Origin of the sequence: Acinetobacter sp. SH024, from assembly GCF_000163635.1 — a bacterium.
GTDB lineage: Bacteria > Pseudomonadota > Gammaproteobacteria > Pseudomonadales > Moraxellaceae > Acinetobacter > Acinetobacter pittii.
Genome location: NZ_GG753600.1, coordinates 831,175 through 849,436 on the forward strand (window position 1 = coordinate 831,175; position 18,262 = coordinate 849,436).

The 18,262-nt window shown below is 40.2% G+C and carries 15 protein-coding genes and 2 pseudogenes; 11 read left to right on the top strand and 6 right to left on the bottom strand.

From position 1 onward, the window contains the following. Window positions 1-59: 59 nt before the first annotated feature. Window positions 60-941, top strand: a complete 882-nt coding sequence (locus tag HMPREF0013_RS09830) for a SphA family protein (RefSeq protein WP_005802650.1) — start codon at window positions 60-62, stop codon at window positions 939-941. Window positions 942-990: 49 nt separating this feature from the next. On the opposite strand, the gene HMPREF0013_RS09835 is transcribed toward HMPREF0013_RS09830, so the two are convergent. Both HMPREF0013_RS09835 and HMPREF0013_RS24410 read right to left on the bottom strand, forming a co-directional pair. Beyond that, window positions 991-1,950 carry a LysR family transcriptional regulator gene (locus tag HMPREF0013_RS09835; protein ID WP_002119870.1) on the bottom strand — a complete coding sequence of 320 codons (960 nt, stop codon included), beginning with the start codon at window positions 1,948-1,950 and terminating at the stop codon, window positions 991-993. A 44-nt stretch (window positions 1,951-1,994) separates the two neighbouring features. Further along, window positions 1,995-2,124: pseudogene (locus HMPREF0013_RS24410) on the bottom strand (hypothetical protein). A 106-nt stretch (window positions 2,125-2,230) separates the two neighbouring features. Here HMPREF0013_RS24410 and benA point away from each other — a divergent pair. The 7 genes and pseudogenes from benA (at window position 2,231) to HMPREF0013_RS09870 (ending at window position 10,390) form a co-directional block, all read left to right on the top strand. Further along, window positions 2,231-3,613: a benzoate 1,2-dioxygenase large subunit gene (gene benA, locus HMPREF0013_RS09840; protein ID WP_002119889.1), complete on the top strand. Its 1,383-nt coding sequence runs from the start codon at window positions 2,231-2,233 to the stop codon at window positions 3,611-3,613. Continuing rightward, window positions 3,610-4,129 (top strand): annotated as a pseudogene (gene benB / locus HMPREF0013_RS09845) (benzoate 1,2-dioxygenase small subunit). The gene benA and the pseudogene benB overlap by 4 nt, the downstream one beginning before the upstream one ends. Window positions 4,130-4,181: 52 nt before the next feature. Further along, complete coding sequence (gene benC, locus HMPREF0013_RS09850) at window positions 4,182-5,198, top strand: benzoate 1,2-dioxygenase electron transfer component BenC (RefSeq protein ID WP_002119901.1); 1,017 nt, start codon at window positions 4,182-4,184, stop codon at window positions 5,196-5,198. An 18-nt stretch (window positions 5,199-5,216) separates the two neighbouring features. Continuing rightward, window positions 5,217-6,002 (top strand): 1,6-dihydroxycyclohexa-2,4-diene-1-carboxylate dehydrogenase, encoded by a 786-nt coding sequence (locus HMPREF0013_RS09855; protein WP_002119933.1) that lies wholly within the window; start codon window positions 5,217-5,219, stop codon window positions 6,000-6,002. 57 nt (window positions 6,003-6,059) lie between these two features. Continuing rightward, window positions 6,060-7,253: a benzoate/H(+) symporter BenE gene (benE, locus tag HMPREF0013_RS09860; RefSeq protein ID WP_002119868.1), complete on the top strand. Its 1,194-nt coding sequence runs from the start codon at window positions 6,060-6,062 to the stop codon at window positions 7,251-7,253. A gap of 477 nt (window positions 7,254-7,730) precedes the next feature. Beyond that, window positions 7,731-9,089 (top strand): aromatic acid/H+ symport family MFS transporter, encoded by a 1,359-nt coding sequence (locus HMPREF0013_RS09865; protein ID WP_002119895.1) that lies wholly within the window; start codon window positions 7,731-7,733, stop codon window positions 9,087-9,089. A gap of 44 nt (window positions 9,090-9,133) precedes the next feature. Beyond that, entirely contained in the window at window positions 9,134-10,390 is a 1,257-nt protein-coding gene (locus HMPREF0013_RS09870) for an OprD family outer membrane porin (protein WP_005802657.1), read from the top strand. Between the two features lie 101 nt (window positions 10,391-10,491). Here HMPREF0013_RS09870 and HMPREF0013_RS09875 read toward each other — a convergent pair whose 3' ends face one another. Together HMPREF0013_RS09875 and hrpA are read right to left on the bottom strand one after the other, a co-directional pair. Beyond that, window positions 10,492-11,598: a beta-ketoacyl-ACP synthase III gene (locus HMPREF0013_RS09875; protein ID WP_005802658.1), complete on the bottom strand. Its 1,107-nt coding sequence runs from the start codon at window positions 11,596-11,598 to the stop codon at window positions 10,492-10,494. Window positions 11,599-11,693: 95 nt separating this feature from the next. Further along, entirely contained in the window at window positions 11,694-15,551 is a 3,858-nt protein-coding gene (gene hrpA / locus HMPREF0013_RS09880; protein ID WP_005802660.1) for an ATP-dependent RNA helicase HrpA, read from the bottom strand. 352 nt (window positions 15,552-15,903) lie between these two features. Between hrpA and ahpC the strand changes: the two genes are divergently transcribed. After that, a complete protein-coding gene (gene ahpC / locus HMPREF0013_RS09885; RefSeq protein WP_003652649.1) occupies window positions 15,904-16,467 on the top strand; it encodes an alkyl hydroperoxide reductase subunit C in 564 nt (187 codons plus the stop codon). Between the two features lie 195 nt (window positions 16,468-16,662). After that, window positions 16,663-16,878, top strand: a complete 216-nt coding sequence (locus HMPREF0013_RS09890) for a KTSC domain-containing protein (RefSeq protein WP_005070287.1) — start codon at window positions 16,663-16,665, stop codon at window positions 16,876-16,878. A 65-nt stretch (window positions 16,879-16,943) separates the two neighbouring features. Here the strand turns inward: HMPREF0013_RS09890 and HMPREF0013_RS09895 are convergent, their stop codons facing one another. Both HMPREF0013_RS09895 and HMPREF0013_RS09900 read right to left on the bottom strand, forming a co-directional pair. Continuing rightward, window positions 16,944-17,531, bottom strand: a complete 588-nt coding sequence (locus tag HMPREF0013_RS09895) for an O-methyltransferase (protein WP_005802662.1) — start codon at window positions 17,529-17,531, stop codon at window positions 16,944-16,946. Between the two features lie 45 nt (window positions 17,532-17,576). Further along, entirely contained in the window at window positions 17,577-17,795 is a 219-nt protein-coding gene (locus HMPREF0013_RS09900; RefSeq protein WP_002119929.1) for a DUF1653 domain-containing protein, read from the bottom strand. Between the two features lie 256 nt (window positions 17,796-18,051). On the opposite strand from HMPREF0013_RS09900, the gene HMPREF0013_RS0105190 reads away from it, so the two are divergent. Beyond that, a partial coding sequence (locus HMPREF0013_RS0105190; protein ID WP_029766780.1) for a hypothetical protein occupies window positions 18,052-18,262 on the top strand: 211 nt, incomplete at its 3' end.

Here is an 18,262-nt window from a genome sequence, read left to right on the forward strand (position 1 = left end):
GACCGTTAAGGAATAACGTTTTTTAGTGACAAGCCAAACAACACAGAATAGGACATTCTATGAATAACAAAATTGCTGCAATCATATGTGGTGTAATCAGCGCCCTTTACCTTCCTTCTGCATTTGCGACAGAAAACGGCTCGGACTCTTTTGCCTTAGGTGCCGAAGGTATGATGGCGGGTGCCTTACCACCTGCTGGGGTTTATCTACTCAGTTATTATCAAAATTATCACGCATCAGAGTTTCAAAATGGTCCCGACCAGTTCCATGTTGATGTCAACGCCGTGGTTCCGCGGTTGGTCTGGATGACCGATCAAAAAATTATGGATGGACAACTCGGGTTTTATGCAGCTCAACCATTGGTTGATCTAAGACTCAAAGTAAATGGAATGGCTGACTCAAACCAAGGTCTCGGAGACTTGATTTTGGGTGGCATGCTCGGCTGGCATCAAGGAAATCATCACTGGATTGCAGCCCTAGAAACTGTGCTCGGGACAGGAGAATACAACACTCCAAGTACGACACATCCAGTTGAAGCTAATCTCGGGAAAAACTATCACACCATTCGACCGATTATTGCCTATAGTTATGCCAACGCGGCAGGTTTAGATCTATCTACTAAACTGTCTTATAGCTGGAATACGCGTAACGACGCGACTGACTACCAGTCTGGACAATACATTGCGGGTGACTATAGCTTGGGTTATCGCATTAACCCAAAAATCAAAGTGGCAGTTGAAGGCTATGCTTTTAAACAAACCACAAATGACAAAGTAAACGGAAGTGACATTGGGTTTAAAGGACAGGCTTTTGCAATTGGTCCAGGCATTCAATATGCCGATAAGAACTGGTCTATTGAAGCCAAATTTCTAAAAGAAACCGAAGCCGAATATCGTCCCGAAGGCCATACCAGCTGGCTAAAACTGATTTGGGCTTTCTAAACTACTTCAACGCATAGCTTCAGCTTTTGAGGCTATGCACTTCTCTTATTTAAAGATCGATACCATTTGAATCATCTATCGGGTTCTGATCGAGCGTGAAAACGGTGCGTTTATATGGAATACCTTCAAGATCATACACCTGATAAATACAATCAAACAGTGACTGTAAATCTTCACTTCGATCCATTGCCCGTGCTGTAATAAAAATTGGGCTGACCGCGCCGTTATCTAAAATCGGAATATAGTTTAAGTGTGGAAATCGAATGGTATCGGCACTTGCTGGAATAATGCAGATCCCTTCTCCAGCTGCAACTAAGCCCAAAGCCAATTGAATTTCTCGTATCTCATGCATATTTTTTGGAACCAAACTATGCTCGGCAAAAATATTCAAAAGCTGGGTCGAAAAATTGGGTTTCGGTGAAGTGGGATACATAAACATCTTTTCATCAATAAGATCGGCCAGATATACCCCTTCCGTACGCTGTGCAATAGGATGACTCGTATGCGCAGCAACCACCAAGCGTTCTTTACGTAGCAAAATACGTCTCACAGCAGGATCACTAATTCTTAAACGTCCGAAACCGACATCAATACGTCCTTCTTTTAATGCCTGTAACTGTTCGGTTGTACTTAATTCCATGAGCTGAATATTCAAATGAGGTTGCTGTTGGCGAAATAAATAAATGATTCGAGGCAACAAACCATAAAGTAAAGACCCAACAAAACCAATGGTCATACTTCTTTCGATGAGACCAATACGCTTGGTCATACTTTTTATTTCTTCAGCATTCGACAAAAGTTTAACGGCGTGCTGGTAAAAGAAATGCCCTGCTTGTGTAGTTTGTAAAGGACGACTTCCACGCTCAAACAGTTGAATGCCAAGCTCGCTTTCCAGATTTTGAATCTGTCTACTCAAAGGTGGTTGAGCAATAAATAGTTTTTCGGCTGCCTTTGTAAAGCTCTGTTCTTCAACAACAGCCACAAAATACCGTAAATGTCTTAGTTCCATAAGGTTTCCATACCTTTAAGATATAAAAAAATGCAAATTCAGTCTTAGACACAGTTTAACCATTCTTTTAAGGTATATACAAGCAACAAACCGATGAAGTGATGAATTGCTTTGTGAACAAGCCTTCTTGCCAATCTTCCAGTTATTCATCTTCATCAATTCACGGTTAAACACCCAGCGCACTCATGCGCTTCATTGACAATATTAGGATATCAAGACCTTGTAGATCGTAGCTAAGGCCTTGGTGACTTCCACACTTTTGGAAAGTCGGAGAACGGACATGCCACGTATTCCTGTAATCAATACTAGCCATCTTGACCGTATTGATGAATTACTTGTCGATAACATCGATACAGGTGAATTTAAACTTCATCGCTCAGTGTTTACTGACGAAGCCCTATTTGACCTCGAAATGAAATATATCTTCGAAGGTAATTGGGTTTACTTAGCACACGAAAGCCAAATTCCAAACAATAATGACTACTACACCACTTACATTGGTCGTCAGCCTGTCATTATTGCACGTAACCGTAACGGTGAATTGAATGCCATGATCAATGCGTGTTCACACCGCGGAGCACAACTTTGCCGTTACAAACGTGGTAATAAAGCAACGTATACTTGCCCTTTCCACGGCTGGACGTTTAACAATTCAGGTAAATTGCTCAAGGTTAAAGATCCAAGTGAAGCAGGCTATTCTGACTGTTTTAACCAAGATGGTTCACACGACCTTAAAAAAGTGGCTCGTTTTGAGAGTTACAAAGGTTTCTTATTTGGTAGCTTAAATCCAGATGTTCCTTCACTTGAAGAGTTCTTGGGTGAAACCACCAAAATCATCGACATGATTGTTGACCAGTCTGAACATGGTTTAGAAGTTTTACGTGGTTCATCTACCTATACCTATGAAGGCAACTGGAAACTCACCGCTGAAAATGGTGCCGATGGTTATCATGTTTCTGCTGTTCACTGGAACTATGCAGCAACAACTCAACACCGTAAAGAAACTCAAGCTGCCGATAACATTCGTGCCATGAGTGCAGGTTCTTGGGGTAAACAAGGCGGTGGCTCGTATGGCTTTGAAAATGGCCACATGTTGCTTTGGACACAATGGGCAAACCCAGAAGACCGTCCAAACTTCCCGAAAGCAGACGAATACACCGAAAAATACGGCGAAGCCATGTCGAAATGGATGATTGAGCGTTCACGTAACTTGTGTCTCTATCCAAATGTTTATTTGATGGATCAGTTCGGTTCGCAAATTCGTGTACTTCGCCCACTTTCGGTTAATCGAACCGAAGTTACCATTTACTGTATCGCACCTAAAGGTGAAGCACCTGAAGCTCGTGCACGTCGTATCCGTCAATATGAAGATTTCTTTAATGCATCAGGCATGGCAACACCAGACGATTTAGAAGAATTCCGTGCTTGTCAGGCAGGCTATGCAGGGATTGCCCTTGAATGGAATGACATGTGCCGTGGTTCAAAACACTGGATTTATGGACCAGACGATGCAGCGAATGAAATCGGTTTAAAACCAATGTTAAGTGGGATTAAAACTGAAGATGAAGGTCTTTATCTTGCCCAACATCAATATTGGTTACACACCATGAAACATGCGATTGCATCAGAGAAAGAAATTGCTGATCAGGGAGAAACAGCATGAGTGCTCAAGACAAAGCAACTTTAGAAAATATTGCTCAGTTTCTCTATCGTGAAGCTCGTTTTTTAGATGATGAACAATGGGATGACTGGCTTGAATGTTACGCACCGGAAGCTTCTTTCTGGATGCCAGCTTGGGACGACGACGATAGATTAACTGAAGATCCACAATCTGAAATTTCACTTATTTATTATCCAGACCGTCAAGGTTTAGAAGATCGTGTGTTCCGTATTAAAACTGAACGCTCATCGGCAACCATGCCAGACACACGTACAAGCCACAATATTGCCAACGTTGAAGTTGTTGAGCGCGATGGCGACAAAGTTACTGTTCGCTTTAACTGGAATACCTTGAGTTTCCGTTACAAGACAAATTACAGCTATTTCGGTATGTCACGTTATGTGATCGATTTTTCAGGTGATCAACCAAAAATCTTGAGCAAGTATGTCGTTTTGAAAAATGACTACATCAATCAAGTGATTGATATCTACCACCTTTAAGACATACCCCCTCAGTTAAACGGACTGTTGGCTGAGGGTAAAAGTTTCAAATATTTTGTAGGATACATGCCATGTCAAACCACAATATCGCACTTCAATTTGAAGATGGTGTTACACGTTTCATTAACGTAGCTCAAGGCGAAACCCTATCTGACGCAGCCTATCGCCAAAAAATTAATATTCCTTTGGATTGCCGTGATGGTGCATGTGGAACTTGCCGCGCATTTTGCGAGTCCGGTAGTTATGACATGCCAGAAGAAACCTATATTGAAGATGCATTAACCCCTGAAGAAGCTGAGCAAGGTTATATTCTTGCTTGCCAATGTCGACCAACTTCCGATGCGGTATTCCAGATTCAAGCATCGTCAGATGTCTGCAAAACAGAAATTCATAGCTTCCAAGGTACATTAGCTCGCGTTGAAAACTTATCAGATTCAACCATCACGTTTGATATTCAACTTGATGAAGGCCAACCGGATATTCATTTCCTTGCAGGTCAGTATGTGAATGTTGCAATTCCTGAAACTGGCGAAACCCGTTCATATTCATTTAGCTCAAAACCGGGCAATCGCTTAACGGGCTTTGTGGTCCGTAACGTACCGAACGGAAAAATGAGTGAATTCTTAAGCAAGAATGCTAAAGCTGGCGACAAAATGACATTTACCGGTCCATTCGGTAGCTTCTATTTGCGTAGTGTAGCGCGTCCTGTGCTTATGCTAGCAGGCGGTACTGGCATTGCCCCATTTATGTCGATGTTACAAGTGCTTGAAGAAAAAGGTTCAGAACAACCTGTTCGTTTAGTCTTTGGCGTAACCAATGACTTTGATTTGGTTGCTCTAGAAAAACTCAATGAGTTGCAGGCGAAATTCCCATGGTTCGAATACCGCACTGTGGTCGCAAGCCCTGAGAGTAATCATGAACGCAAAGGCTATGTCACTGGTCATATTGAAAGTGAATGGTTAAACGGTGGCGATGTCGATGTTTATCTATGTGGCCCAGTACCAATGGTAGAGGCTGTCCGTGGCTGGTTAGAAACTGAAAATATCAAACCTGCTAATTTCTTGTTTGAAAAATTCTCTGCGAATTAACAGGTGGAGAAGTTATCTATGTCAAACCATCAAAGATTTACCGATAAGGTCGTGATTGTTACGGGTAGTGCTCAAGGCATTGGTCGTGGCGTGGCATTACAAGTCGCGGCTGAGGGCGGGCAAGTCATCATGGCTGACCGCTCTGAATATGTTGAAGAGGTACTCACAGAAATTCAGAGTGCAGGTGGCGATGCTGTCACGATTAATGCCGACCTTGAAACCTATGCAGGTGCACAAGCGGTTATTGCAAAAGCCATTGAACATTATGGTCGGGTAGATATCCTGATTAATAATGTGGGTGGCGCGATCTGGATGAAACCTTTTGAAGAGTTTTCCGAAGAAGAGATCATTAAGGAAGTGAATCGCTCATTGTTTCCAACGTTATGGTGCTGCCGCGCTGTGCTACCCGCCATGATTAAGCAACAAGCGGGTGTTATTGTAAATGTCTCTTCAATTGCAACCCGTGGTATTAACCGTATTCCCTACTCTGCATCTAAAGGTGGTGTAAATGCTCTAACAGCATCGCTTGCTTTTGAACATGCGAAAGATGGGATTCGAGTCAATGCCGTGGCGACGGGTGGAACCGAAGCGCCACCTCGTAAAGTGCCACGTAACGCCAACCCGTTAAGTCAAAATGAAAAAGACTGGATGCAGCAAGTAGTTGATCAAACCATAGATCGAACATTTATGGGCCGTTATGGCACAATTCAAGAACAAGTCAATGCAATTTTATTTCTTGCATCAGACGACGCATCGTATATGACGGGATCGGTCATTCCGGTCGGAGGTGGAGATCAGGGTTAATCCTGATCTTTTTATATGATTGGGTAAATAACATGATTTGCATGGAGGCAATCACACATGGCAACCCTGTTAAAGACATTAAAAAATGACTGGTCCATATCAGCAACAGTTGCGGGCTTTCTCGCGGTTTTAATTTCTTACTCAGGCCCACTAATTATTTTTTTCCAAGCTGCTCAGCGTGCTCATGTGTCCACCGACATGATGGTGTCATGGATTTGGGGAATCTCAATTGGTGCTGCCGTTTCAGGTATTTATCTTTCGATTAAATATAAAACGCCTGTCATAACCGCATGGTCAGCACCAGGTACTGCCCTGTTAGTTACCCTATTTCCAAACATTTCATTGAATGAAGCAGTAGCCGCCTATATTACTTCTGCTATCGTTATTTTTTTAATTGGCGTTACAGGTTACTTCGACAAATTACTAAAATGGATTCCGCAAGACGTCGCTGCCGGCATGATGGCAGGTATTCTTTTTCAATTTGGTATTGGTCTATTTACCGCGTCTGATAGCATGCCTTTTATTGTTTTTAGCATGCTCATTGTCTTTTTAATTGCCAAACGTTTAATGCCGCGCTACACCATGATTTGGGTGTTAGCTGCCGGAGTTTTATTAAGCCTCTTTTTAGGCAAAATGAATCCGGTTGATGTGAGTTTTAATTTAGCAATCCCCCAGTGGATTAGCCCAGAATGGACATGGAACTCAACACTCAACCTCGCTGTTCCTCTCATTTTAGTCAGCTTAACCGGCCAATTTTTACCGGGTATGGCGATTATGAAACTCAGCGGTTACGATACCCCAGCCAAACCCATTATTACTGTCACCAGTATTGCCTCTTTAGCTGTTGCTTGCGTCGGCGGTATTACCATTGTGCTTGCTTCAATTACCGCTGCTTTATGTATGGGCAAAGATGCACATGAACTTAAAGAAAAACGATATATCGCAGGAATCGCCAATGGGATTTTTTATATTTTAGGTGGGTTATTTGCTGGCAGTATTGTCATGCTATTTAGCTTACTTCCTAAAGAGTTGGTTGCAGCACTGGCAGGTTTAGCCTTGCTTGGAGCAATTGCGACCAATATTTCTGTTGCCATGAAAAATGATAGTCAACGTGATGCTGCTCTTATTACCTTTTTAGCGACGGCATCAAGCATGCATTTTCTTGGATTAAGCTCAGTTTTTTGGGGTATTTGTATTGGTGTAATCGCCCATTTCATTCTCACACCACGATCAACGCCAACGACAAATTAATTTTTTATCTAAACGCCCGCCACTAAAATAAAATCTCAATCGCCACGTCAGGATACAAATAATTCGCTAACCCTGATTTGGCGATTTCTATTGAATATAAATTAAATTTCATTTTTAAGATAAATCTCAAAAATAATTAAATAATAGACTTTAGTATTTTGTATTTATATTTTCACTTCAAATCTTAATATAAATTTAACAATATTTTTAGCTGTGATTATCATCAATAAAACCCATAAAAAAACATCTATAAAATCCTTAGAATTCTCATAATGCAATATTCAACTCCATTTTAAACATTGTAATAAGACCAAATTAACAACTTAAAATAAATTATATTTTTCAAACAATTAAATTAATGAAAGCATAATACCTTAAAGACATAAAGATATATCAATTAGGTTTTTGACTCTAATCCAATAACAAAATAGTTTATTAAAAAATAACGCGATGCTTCACAAATTGGAGGTGAAGAAAATGGATACGAGCAAGGTTAATATTAATGAGTTAATTGATAAAGCCAGTTTTACATCTTTTCATTGGAAAGTTTTAATCTGGTGCTTACTTATTATTATTTTTGATGGATATGATTTAGTTATTTATGGGGTTGCTCTTCCTCTGTTAATGCAGCAATGGTCATTAACTGCGGTAGAAGCTGGGTTACTCGCCAGTGCTGCTCTATTCGGGATGATGTTTGGTGCCATGATTTTCGGCACACTTTCAGACAAACTAGGGCGAAAAAAAACCATCCTGATTTGTGTCACCTTATTTAGTGGATTTACCTTTATGGGTGCCTTTGCCAAAGGACCAACAGAGTTTGCTATTTTGCGCTTTATCGCAGGTCTTGGAATTGGTGGCGTTATGCCAAACGTCGTCGCGCTTATGACTGAATACGCACCCAAAAAAATCCGCAGTACATTAGTCGCAATCATGTTTAGTGGCTATGCTATTGGCGGCATGACATCTGCTCTACTCGGTGCATGGCTCGTGAAAGACATGGGCTGGCAAATCATGTTTTTAATTGCGGGTATTCCCCTGTTGCTGCTCCCACTCATCTGGAAATTTTTGCCAGAGTCTCTCGCCTTTTTAGTGAAATCTAACCATGGCGAACAGGCAAAAAATATTGTGAGTAAAATTGCGCCTCAAGCTCAGGTAAACGCCAATACTCAACTGGTATTAAACGAGAGCACCACAACCGATGCCCCTGTCCGTGCGCTTTTCCAGCAGGGTCGTACCTTCAGCACATTTATGTTCTGGATTGCTTTCTTTATGTGCTTACTCATGGTGTATGCCTTAGGAAGCTGGTTACCTAAACTCATGCTGCAAGCGGGCTACTCGTTAGGTGCGAGCATGTTGTTCCTATTTGCACTCAATATTGGCGGCATGGTCGGTGCAATTGGTGGTGGTGCTTTAGCAGATAGATTCCATTTAAAACCTGTTATTACGATCATGTTTATTGTGGGATCAGCAGCTTTAATTCTGCTTGGGATTAATAGTCCACAATTTATTTTATATAGCCTAATTGCGATTGCTGGTGCTGCCACCATTGGTTCACAAATTTTACTCTACACTTTCGTGGCACAGTTCTATCCAACAGCACTTCGTTCAACTGGCATGGGCTGGGCATCTGGCATTGGCCGTATCGGTGCGATTATCGGACCAGTTTTAACTGGAGCCCTACTCACACTTGAGCTTCCTCACCAAATGAATTTCTTAGCGATTGCAATTCCGGGTGTGATTGCTGCACTTGCAATATTTATGGTCAATCTCAAAGCCTCTGTTGCCGCACAAACGCCATCAACTTTTAACCCTCAAAACACGCTTACCCAGCAGTAAAAATACATGCGCCGAGGACTGGCGCATCTTTTTGGAAATGGATTATGGAATTATTACACCGCTTTAAGCCATGTGCTTTAACTTTCGCGACCTTAGTGTTGATGTGTGGCAATTCATTCGCTGCAAATCCAAATCAACAGCCCGAAGATGAATGGAAATTCACGCTAAAAAATGCCTATATCAACCGTAATTTTGATAATGATGCCTTAAAAGATACGGGCAGTTGGTCTCAGGCAGCGTCTTTATTTTATAAATCGAAAATGCATGATACACCACTGCAAATTGCAGACAAACCGATTACGATTGGGGCCGATTCTTCTGTTCAATACGCCGTGCGCTTAAGTTCAGACAAACATGTTGCGGACACAGTTTTGCCTTTTAATAAAGAAACACAGTCACAAGCATCTGACTTTTTAAAATACGGTGCGACCTTAAAACTGGGCTATGACAAAACTCTTTTAAGTGTCGGTGAACTCTGGCTAGATTTGCCTGTAACGGCTGTGGATGCAAGCCGACAATTACTTGCCTCTTATTGGGGAACCAACCTTAAATCGCAACTTTCAGATCAGCTCTATGCAGAAATTGGCCGGGTTGAAAAAGTATCACCACGTAATGAAGAAGACTTTAAAAAGTTCTCGTTCACAGCAAATGGGGTTACTAAAGAATCTGATGGTTTAAATTACATAGATCTGCGCTATCAATTTACGCCATCACTCAAGGGCGAATACTACTTTGGTAATTTAGAAGATCTCTACAACAAGCACTATGTTGGACTTGAGCATAATTGGAAACAACCTAATTTTGCCCTCACCTCTAAGTTTAAATACTTCAATGCAAAAGATGACGGCAATACTTTTGATATTGATGCGCAAAACATTGGGGTGCTAGAGACTCTTAAAGTAAAAAACCATACCTTTGGTTTGGGTTATCAACAGATTATCGGTGAGTCGGCTTACCCTCTACCAGATGGCTTTTTACCAGAGACCTATTTCATTAACTGGAATGCTACTGGTTTCTTTAAAGAAGACGAAAAGTCTTACCATGTGATGTATGGCTACGACTTTAAAGATTATGTTCCGGGCTTAAATGCAATGGTTAAATATGTCTATGGCCATGATTTTAAAGCGGCCAATGGCGAAAAAAATCATGAAACTGAGTCGAATGTAATTTTAAACTATGCGTTTCAACAGCCATTCTTAAAGGGTGTTGCCCTGCAATACATTCGTATTGATTACAACGTAAAACATGGCAATGACTTTGGTGAAGATCGCCTGTTTGTAAACTACACCAAAAAGTTTTAATCATTTTTGATTCAATTGAAGCGGGTTAATTTTAGTCCGCTTTATTATTTTCGACCCATAAAAAAACACTCTTACGAGCGTTTTTTAATTAACTTTGCAACTTAAGCAACGTGCTTTTGTACAACAATCGAACCGACTGAATAACCAGCACCGAAAGATGAAATCACACCATATTCGCCATTATCTACTTCATGGCCTGTACGGTGTAAAGCAATAATCACACCTGCTGAAGAGGTATTGGCAAACTCATCTAGAATAATTGGAGCACGGCTTAAATCTGCCTCTTTACCAGCCACATATTTCAAGATTAATTCATTCATGTTGGCATTGGCTTGATGTAACCAAAAACGCTTAATATCGTTTGCAGTTAACTGCATTTTTTCCAACTGCGCATTAATGATTTTTGCCACCAATGGACAAACATCTTTAAATACTTTGCGACCATCTTGACGGAATAACTTGTCGTCAACCACTGCATCTTCACTACGGTTTAAGAAACCGAAGTTATTGCGAATGTTGTTTGAAAATTGAGTAAATAAATGAATATCTAAAATTTCAAAACCAGTTTTAGTAGTCGTTTCTTCAATAATAGAAGCCGTTGCAACATCACCAAAAATGAAGTGACAATCACGGTTACGGTAATCTAAGTGACCCGATGTAATCTCAACGTTCACCAATAAAACACGACGAGCGCCTGAACGAATTGCATCTGCCGCTTGTTTCAAACCAAAAGTTGCAGCTGAACATGCAACGTTCATGTCGTAGGCATAACCTTGAATGCCAAGTGCTGACTGAATTTCAATCGCTACAGCCGGATAAGCACGCTGCATGTTTGAGCATGCCAAAATTACAACATCGATATCTTCAGCAGTTACGCCTGCATTTTCCATTGCCTGCTTCGCAGCAATCACGCCCCACTCTGCTTGAAGTGAAAGTTCATCATTTGAACGTTCAGACAAACGAGGACGTAAACGTGTTGGATCGAGGATACCTGATTTCTCAATCACGTAACGGCGCTTAATACCAGACGCTTTTTCAATAAATTCAGCACTAGAACCACGTAACTCTTCTAGCTCACCTGCTGCAATTTTCTCTGCATTCTCTTGGTTATATTGTTCCACATAAGCATTTAAACTGTCGGCCAGTTCTTCATTAGAAATGATTTCTGTTGGGTGAAATAACCCAGTACCTGTGATACGAATGCCCATGTAAAACTCCTAAAAAAATGAATAGGGTCTGTTAATCTTTCATTTATAAATTGCGTTGTAGGCTAAACAACAGCATAAACAGACCCCGATCTATCTTAACTGATTCCCAAACGATCCCATAACTTTTGCAGTCGAGTTGGCGAAATAGGCATCTTGGTTTTCATCGGTTGAGAAAATAAAGAAATGCGAAATTCTTCCAACATCAAATACAATTCTTTGATTTTTGGATCGTTTTTGAACTTAAACACCTTGTCCATCCATGGATCGACATCGTCAATTGCAGCATGATCTCGCTGTAGATTATTTGGCAATCGATCTAAACGCAATAGCAGTGCTTTTAAATAACGCGGGTATTCCTGCCAAAGATCGACTGGTTGGCGGTAAACAAAATTGCCAAGTGACATTAAATCTAACTGATCTTCAATATCATCAATACTGCGTCCAAATACGTCTGGATCAAGTACTAAAAGCTGACGACGGATTTGTTGCCACTGAATATAAATATCACTTAATTGCTCAAGTGCTTGCTGACCATAACTCAAAAATTGTTTTTTGACCTGATCTAGCAGCTTATTAAATTCGTCAGCGTTAATTGGCAAAGTCGTAATTGCCATCTGCAACGTTGCATAGACCAACATCTGCTCAAGTTTAGCTTTATCGCCCAAAGGTGAATAAGCCAATGCGAGCGGTTTTGAAATCTGCTTTTTCAACTGGCGGACCAAATCACCCAGTTGCATATGTACCAGACGAATAATCCCTTCGCGGTGCTGTTTAATCGCCTCAGCTTGATCATTAAACGTTTGAATAACAATGCCTGACTCATCTTTAGCTTCGAGGTCAGCAAAAGCCTTGGTCGGAACTAAAGCCTGATATTGTTTAACTACAACGCCCGTGACTTTATGAGAAGCCTCGAAAGTAAAGTTTTCAGGAAAGTCCTTAAACTCACCTTTTTGCTGTTTCACTGGACGATGCGTTTCTACGCGGCAACGTGCTTTTAACTCAGGTAAATCACGACCTTTCGCAATCAGCTTACCTTTTTCATCAATCACTTTAATGAAAGGCACCAAATATGGATCAATACGTTCAAACGAGAAATCTTTTTCAGTAATTTGCTCGCCACGTAAGGCAAAAGCTAAATAACTAAAAATATGTTCACGTAAATGTACTGCATCAACCCCTTGCATGAGCTTACGAGCTGTATCAGGAATTGGCACCACATTACGACGCTTGTCTTTAGGTAAAGCTTTGAGTAAAGCCTCAATTAAATCTTGGCGCCAACCCGGAATTCCCCATGACCAGATATTTTCATCGACTTGAGGCAGCGCCTGTACAGGAATTTGAACAGTAGCACCATCTTCGTCATGGCTCGGGTCAAAATGATATGTGGTTGCTAAACGCAGCTGCCCATTGTGTAAATGATCTGGGAATTGCTGCGTAGTTGGCCGATCATTGAGCCAGAGCGCATCATCGTCAATAAATAAATAACGCGGATGATTCGCTTCTACCGTTGCACGCCAGTCTTCAAAACTACGGCGACTCGCGATTTCCTCAGGAATTTTCGACGCATAAAACTGATAAATTGTTTCTTCATCGACCACCAAATCGCGGCGACGTAATTTATCTTCAACTCGCTCTACTTCTTCAAGTTTAAGCAAGTTATGTTTTAAAAATGGTGGAACTGTACCCAAATTACCAGTAGTTAATGCATCGCGTAAGAAAATCTCATGAGCAGCAGGTTGGTCAACTTTCTCAAAATTAATTAACCGTTTTGGCTCAATAATTAAACCAAATAAAGAAATTTGCGCATATGCATTGACGATCCCAGCTTTCTTAGACCAATGTGGCTCGAAATAGTGATATTTCAACAAGTCGCGTGCAGCAAGTAAAATCCATTCAGGGTCAATTTTGGCTAAAGTACGTAAGTACACTTGAGAGGTTTCGACCATCTCAAAAGCCATCACCCAAGAGGTATTGGTTTTATGCAAAGTACTTGCAGGGAAAACTTTAGCCTTTTGCTGACGCACTGCCATAAAGGTATTTCGTTCATCAGTTTTATTGGCAATGAACGATAATAAACCTGTCAGCAATGCACGATGCAAGTTTTCATAATTCGCAGGTTTTTCATTAAAGCTGAGTTTTAAGCCTTCAGCTAACTCAACCAATTGCTGGTGTGTCTGCTTCCACTCACGTAAACGCAACCAGCTTAAGAAATGCTGCTTGGCAAATTGACGCCGTTTATTTTCAGACATGCCTGCTTCGCCTTTAGGATTTAAAGTCTCCCAAAGCTTCAAATAAAACAGAAAATCTGAATCCGCTTCTTTGAATAATGCATGCTTTTGGTCAGCTTGCATTTGTTTATCTGCTGGACGCTCACGCGGGTCCTGAACCGCTAAAGCACTTACCACAATTAAGATTTCTTTGAGTACGCCAAAATGAGCACCGCCCAGGATCATACGTGCCAAACGTGGGTCAATTGGCATACGCGCCATCATTTGCCCAACTTTAGTCAGCTCATTTTTCTTCTCGTTAAGTGCGCCTAACTCAATCAGCAACTTACGGCCATCATTAACTAGACGGAAATCTGGCGGCTCAATAAAATCGAAGTTTTCTAACTCACCTAACCCTAAACTCTGCATTTGCAAAATAACAGATGCTAAGTTGGTTCTTTTAATTTCAGGTTCGGTAAATTCAGGACGACTTAAAAAGTCTTCTTCGCTATATAAACGGATACACACACCCGGAGCAATACGACCACAACGCCCTTTACGCTGATTGGCTGCGGCTTGAGAAATTGCTTCAATTGGTAAGCGTTGTACACGTGAACGATAGTTATAACGCGATATACGAGCAAAACCGCTATCAATCACATAACGAATATTCGGAACCGTAAGTGCAGTTTCGGCCACGTTGGTCGCAATAATAATACGACGACCCTTTCCGCCAGGGCTGAAGATCTTCTGTTGTTCAGAAACGGCTAAACGCGCATACAACGGTAAAATTTCGGTATGTCTTGGCCCGTACTTTTGCAAGGTTTCCTGCAATTCTCGAATTTCTTGCTCTGTGCTTGAGAAAATTAGAATATCGGCATGTTCTGGATGACCTTTTGCTTCTGCATCAGCAAAGCATTCTTCTACAGCCTGTACAACTGCACGAGGTAGGTTTTCTTCAAAATCATCAAACTCATCGTCATCACTGCCACCAATATTCATTTCTGAAATTGGGCGATAAAGTACTTCGACAGGATAACTACGCCCTTCTACTTCAAAAATAGGTGCGTCATTAAAGTAATTACTAAAGCGATTTACATCTAAAGTTGCCGAAGTCACGATAACTTTTAGATCTGGGCGTTTTGGCAGTAACTGCTTTAAATAACCCATAATAAAATCGATATTGAGTGAGCGTTCATGCGCTTCATCAATAATGATCGTGTCATATTTAGACAAATAACGGTCATTACCTAACTCGGCAAGCAAAATACCATCGGTCATTAACCGTACGATTGAGTCCTGCGAACCTTGTACATTAAAACGGATTTTAAAACCGATAGATTCGCCAAGCTTTTCGCCGACTTCTTCTGCAATACGCTGAGAAACACTACGTGCAGCTAAACGACGTGGTTGGGTATGACCAATCATTCCCGTTAAGCCACGGCCTGCTAGCATTGCAATTTGAGGAAGCTGAGTGGTTTTACCTGAACCTGTTTCACCTGCCACAATAATCACCTGATGCTTTTGAATCGCATCAATTAAACGGTCTGCATATTGAGAAACAGGTAAGTCCTGATTCAGTTTAATTTTAGGGAGACGTTCAAATCGCTGCCTTACTTTGGCATTAGATTGTTCAAATAATTTTTCAATCTCTGCTGTATTGGCTTTTTTATCTTTACGCAAACGATTTAAACGGTAACGATCTCTTGCCATCACCCACTGATCAATATTTAAATCATTCTGCACAGACAAATTTTCCTGAAAATACAACAATCCTCTATTTTACGCTCTAATGACCATAAGGTAAAACAGTTGGTTTTTTATATATTTTTAATTTTTTAAAATTTTACCCTTGAATTTTGGCTAAGTAGACTTCATGTTGTTAGGCAAGTTTCTTTTACGATAACTGTCATTTGATTTACATGTTTTTGCAGTCAAATCGAATACAGTGTTTGGGGACTTAAAAATCGTAAATTTATCACTTATTCGATTTTCCGATTTTAGTCATGTAAAAATACTATTTCCCCAATAAAGAATTTTTATTTATTCTACATCTCGTAAACAAGTTTAAATATAAACCTCAATCATGGAGACAATGATGAGCTTGATTAATACTGAAGTTAAACCATTCCAAGCAACTGCTTACCACAACGGCCAATTTGTTGAAGTTAACGAAACTAACCTTAAAGGTAAATGGTCTGTTGTATTCTTCTATCCAGCTGACTTCACTTTCGTTTGTCCAACTGAACTTGGTGACTTAGCTGACAACTACGCTGAATTCCAAAAACTTGGTGTTGAAATTTATGCTGTATCTACTGATACACACTTCACTCACAAAGCTTGGCACGACACTTCTGAAGAAATCAAAAAAATCCAATACCCATTAGTTGGTGACCCAACTTGGACTCTTTCTAAAAACTTCGACGTTCTTATCGAATCTGAAGGTTTAGCTGACCGTGGTACTTTCGTTATCGATCCAGAAGGTAAAATCCAAATCGTTGAACTCAACGCTGGTGGTATCGGCCGTGACGCATCTGAACTTCTTCGTAAAGTAAAAGCTGCTCAATACGTACACGCTCACCCAGGTGAAGTTTGCCCAGCTAAATGGAAAGAAGGCGAAGCTACTCTTGCTCCATCTATCGACCTAGTTGGTAAAATCTAATCTCTTATTAGATTTTAAAAACTCAAAGAACCATCCCTCATCGGATGGTTCTTTTGTTTTGAATAAGCACATCACATTTTCTACTGATACTTTTACAATTATGCCCTTCCCCATTACATGAAGTTTGAGTAATGTCGAATAAATAACCGATGTTTTTTTGAGCTTAAGTAATATGAAATAAAAGGGGAAAAATTTATGGCGAATACTGTGGCAGTCACTTCATGGAAATACAATGCGACTTCACGTCATCTAAAAATATTTTATAGCGATGGTTCAGGCGAACTTTATCATCCTGTACCAGAATTTATTTATGACAACTTATTGCGATCAACAGACAAAGCTGCTTTTGTACATAAATATTTAGAATTCGATTTACACTTTACTCGCCTATCTTTAGTGAATGCTTCATAACATAATAAAATAAGGCCTGCTTTGAACAGGCCTTTATGAATGAATAAATCATTTTTTTAAATGGCTTACCTTGCCACTACAATGCATAAACCAGCGCCTACAGGCAAAATACTGCTCATAAAATTTTCATCTTTTTTAATTAAAGCTAAGAATGAACTGACTTCAGCCGCATGTGAAATAACATTATCAATAATGAGTACGCCACCTTTTGGCTTCATTAAACATTTTAAATCTGGCCAATAATTCTCGTAAGCAGGTCGCTCAGCATCTAACAGAATAAAATCGAAAGTTTCCTGAGTTTCTTTTAGGTAATCGGCTGCATCTCCAACCCAAAAATCTACCAATTCCTCTAATGCCAGTTCAGTCGCATGGCGTTTAGCTTCATTACTACGATTGGCATCAATTTCAAGCGTGGTTACTTTTCCATGAGTAGCTTGAGCAGCCTCAGCAAGCCATAAAGTAGAGTAACCTGTTGAAGTCCCAATTTCTAAAATTGATTTGGCTTGCTGCATCCGAATAAATTGCGATAGTAATTTTGCAGACTCCGCCTCAATATTACGATACCGCAGCAAACGATCTGTCTGCTGAGCATCATGTCGCTTAAAGGTGTCATATAAATCGGCAACTCTTTGTAAGAAAAAAGTATTTGGCATATATTCACCCTTTAAGATCGTTATTTTATATAAAAGTCGTTTGAGTTAAGTGCTTTGAATTAACTTAAAGCGCGGCACGATACTTCCATCAGCCATTTGCACCGTTTCAGTAAACATCTCTAGCGGACGTACCCAAGTTGAATAGTCACCATAAAGACACTGATAAACGACTAACTCTTCTTCAGTCTCGCTGTGTTTTGCTACAGAAAAAACTTGATAGAGATTACCTTTATAATGCTGATAAATGCCGCGTTGCAATGACATGAAAGTACCTTTTAATGTTATGACATAAAATCTTTACAGCCATATAACATATATAAATTTTTAAATACTTTCACTTTAAAACACTACAAAAGATAAAAAAGAATATTTTAGAAATAAATTATTGATCTTATTTATGAATGTTTTTAATAATTCAAAAAACCGATTAAATATATAAAAACATACTGTTTTACCTATTCTGTGTTTTCACGTACTATGCATCTATTGAAAGAATTTGGATGCATTGGAGTAAAAACAGATGTTAGATCAAAACATTAAAACTCAATTAAAAGCTTATTTAGAACGTCTAGAAAGTCCAATCGAATTAGTTGCTGCTTTAGATGAATCAGATAAAGCGGCTCAAATTAAAGAGTTAGTGACAGAAATTGCTGAACTATCTGACCAAGTCACTGCCCGTTTTGACGGTAACAATACACGTCGTCCAAGCTTTGGTGTGGCTAAAGCAGGTG

Coding starts and splice junctions, on each gene's coding strand:
- HMPREF0013_RS09835 (WP_002119870.1), bottom strand. CDS start 1,950: ATGGAACTAAGACATTTACGGTATTTTGTGGCTGTTGTTGAAGAACAG.
- HMPREF0013_RS09870 (WP_005802657.1), top strand. CDS start 9,134: ATGGAATTATTACACCGCTTTAAGCCATGTGCTTTAACTTTCGCGACC.
- ahpC (WP_003652649.1), top strand. CDS start 15,904: ATGAGCTTGATTAATACTGAAGTTAAACCATTCCAAGCAACTGCTTAC.
- benC (WP_002119901.1), top strand. CDS start 4,182: ATGTCAAACCACAATATCGCACTTCAATTTGAAGATGGTGTTACACGT.
- HMPREF0013_RS09900 (WP_002119929.1), bottom strand. CDS start 17,795: ATGTCATTGCAACGCGGCATTTATCAGCATTATAAAGGTAATCTCTAT.
- HMPREF0013_RS09895 (WP_005802662.1), bottom strand. CDS start 17,531: ATGCCAAATACTTTTTTCTTACAAAGAGTTGCCGATTTATATGACACC.
- HMPREF0013_RS09875 (WP_005802658.1), bottom strand. CDS start 11,598: ATGGGCATTCGTATCACAGGTACTGGGTTATTTCACCCAACAGAAATC.
- HMPREF0013_RS09830 (WP_005802650.1), top strand. CDS start 60: ATGAATAACAAAATTGCTGCAATCATATGTGGTGTAATCAGCGCCCTT.
- HMPREF0013_RS09890 (WP_005070287.1), top strand. CDS start 16,663: ATGGCGAATACTGTGGCAGTCACTTCATGGAAATACAATGCGACTTCA.
- benA (WP_002119889.1), top strand. CDS start 2,231: ATGCCACGTATTCCTGTAATCAATACTAGCCATCTTGACCGTATTGAT.
- HMPREF0013_RS09855 (WP_002119933.1), top strand. CDS start 5,217: ATGTCAAACCATCAAAGATTTACCGATAAGGTCGTGATTGTTACGGGT.
- benE (WP_002119868.1), top strand. CDS start 6,060: ATGGCAACCCTGTTAAAGACATTAAAAAATGACTGGTCCATATCAGCA.
- HMPREF0013_RS09865 (WP_002119895.1), top strand. CDS start 7,731: ATGGATACGAGCAAGGTTAATATTAATGAGTTAATTGATAAAGCCAGT.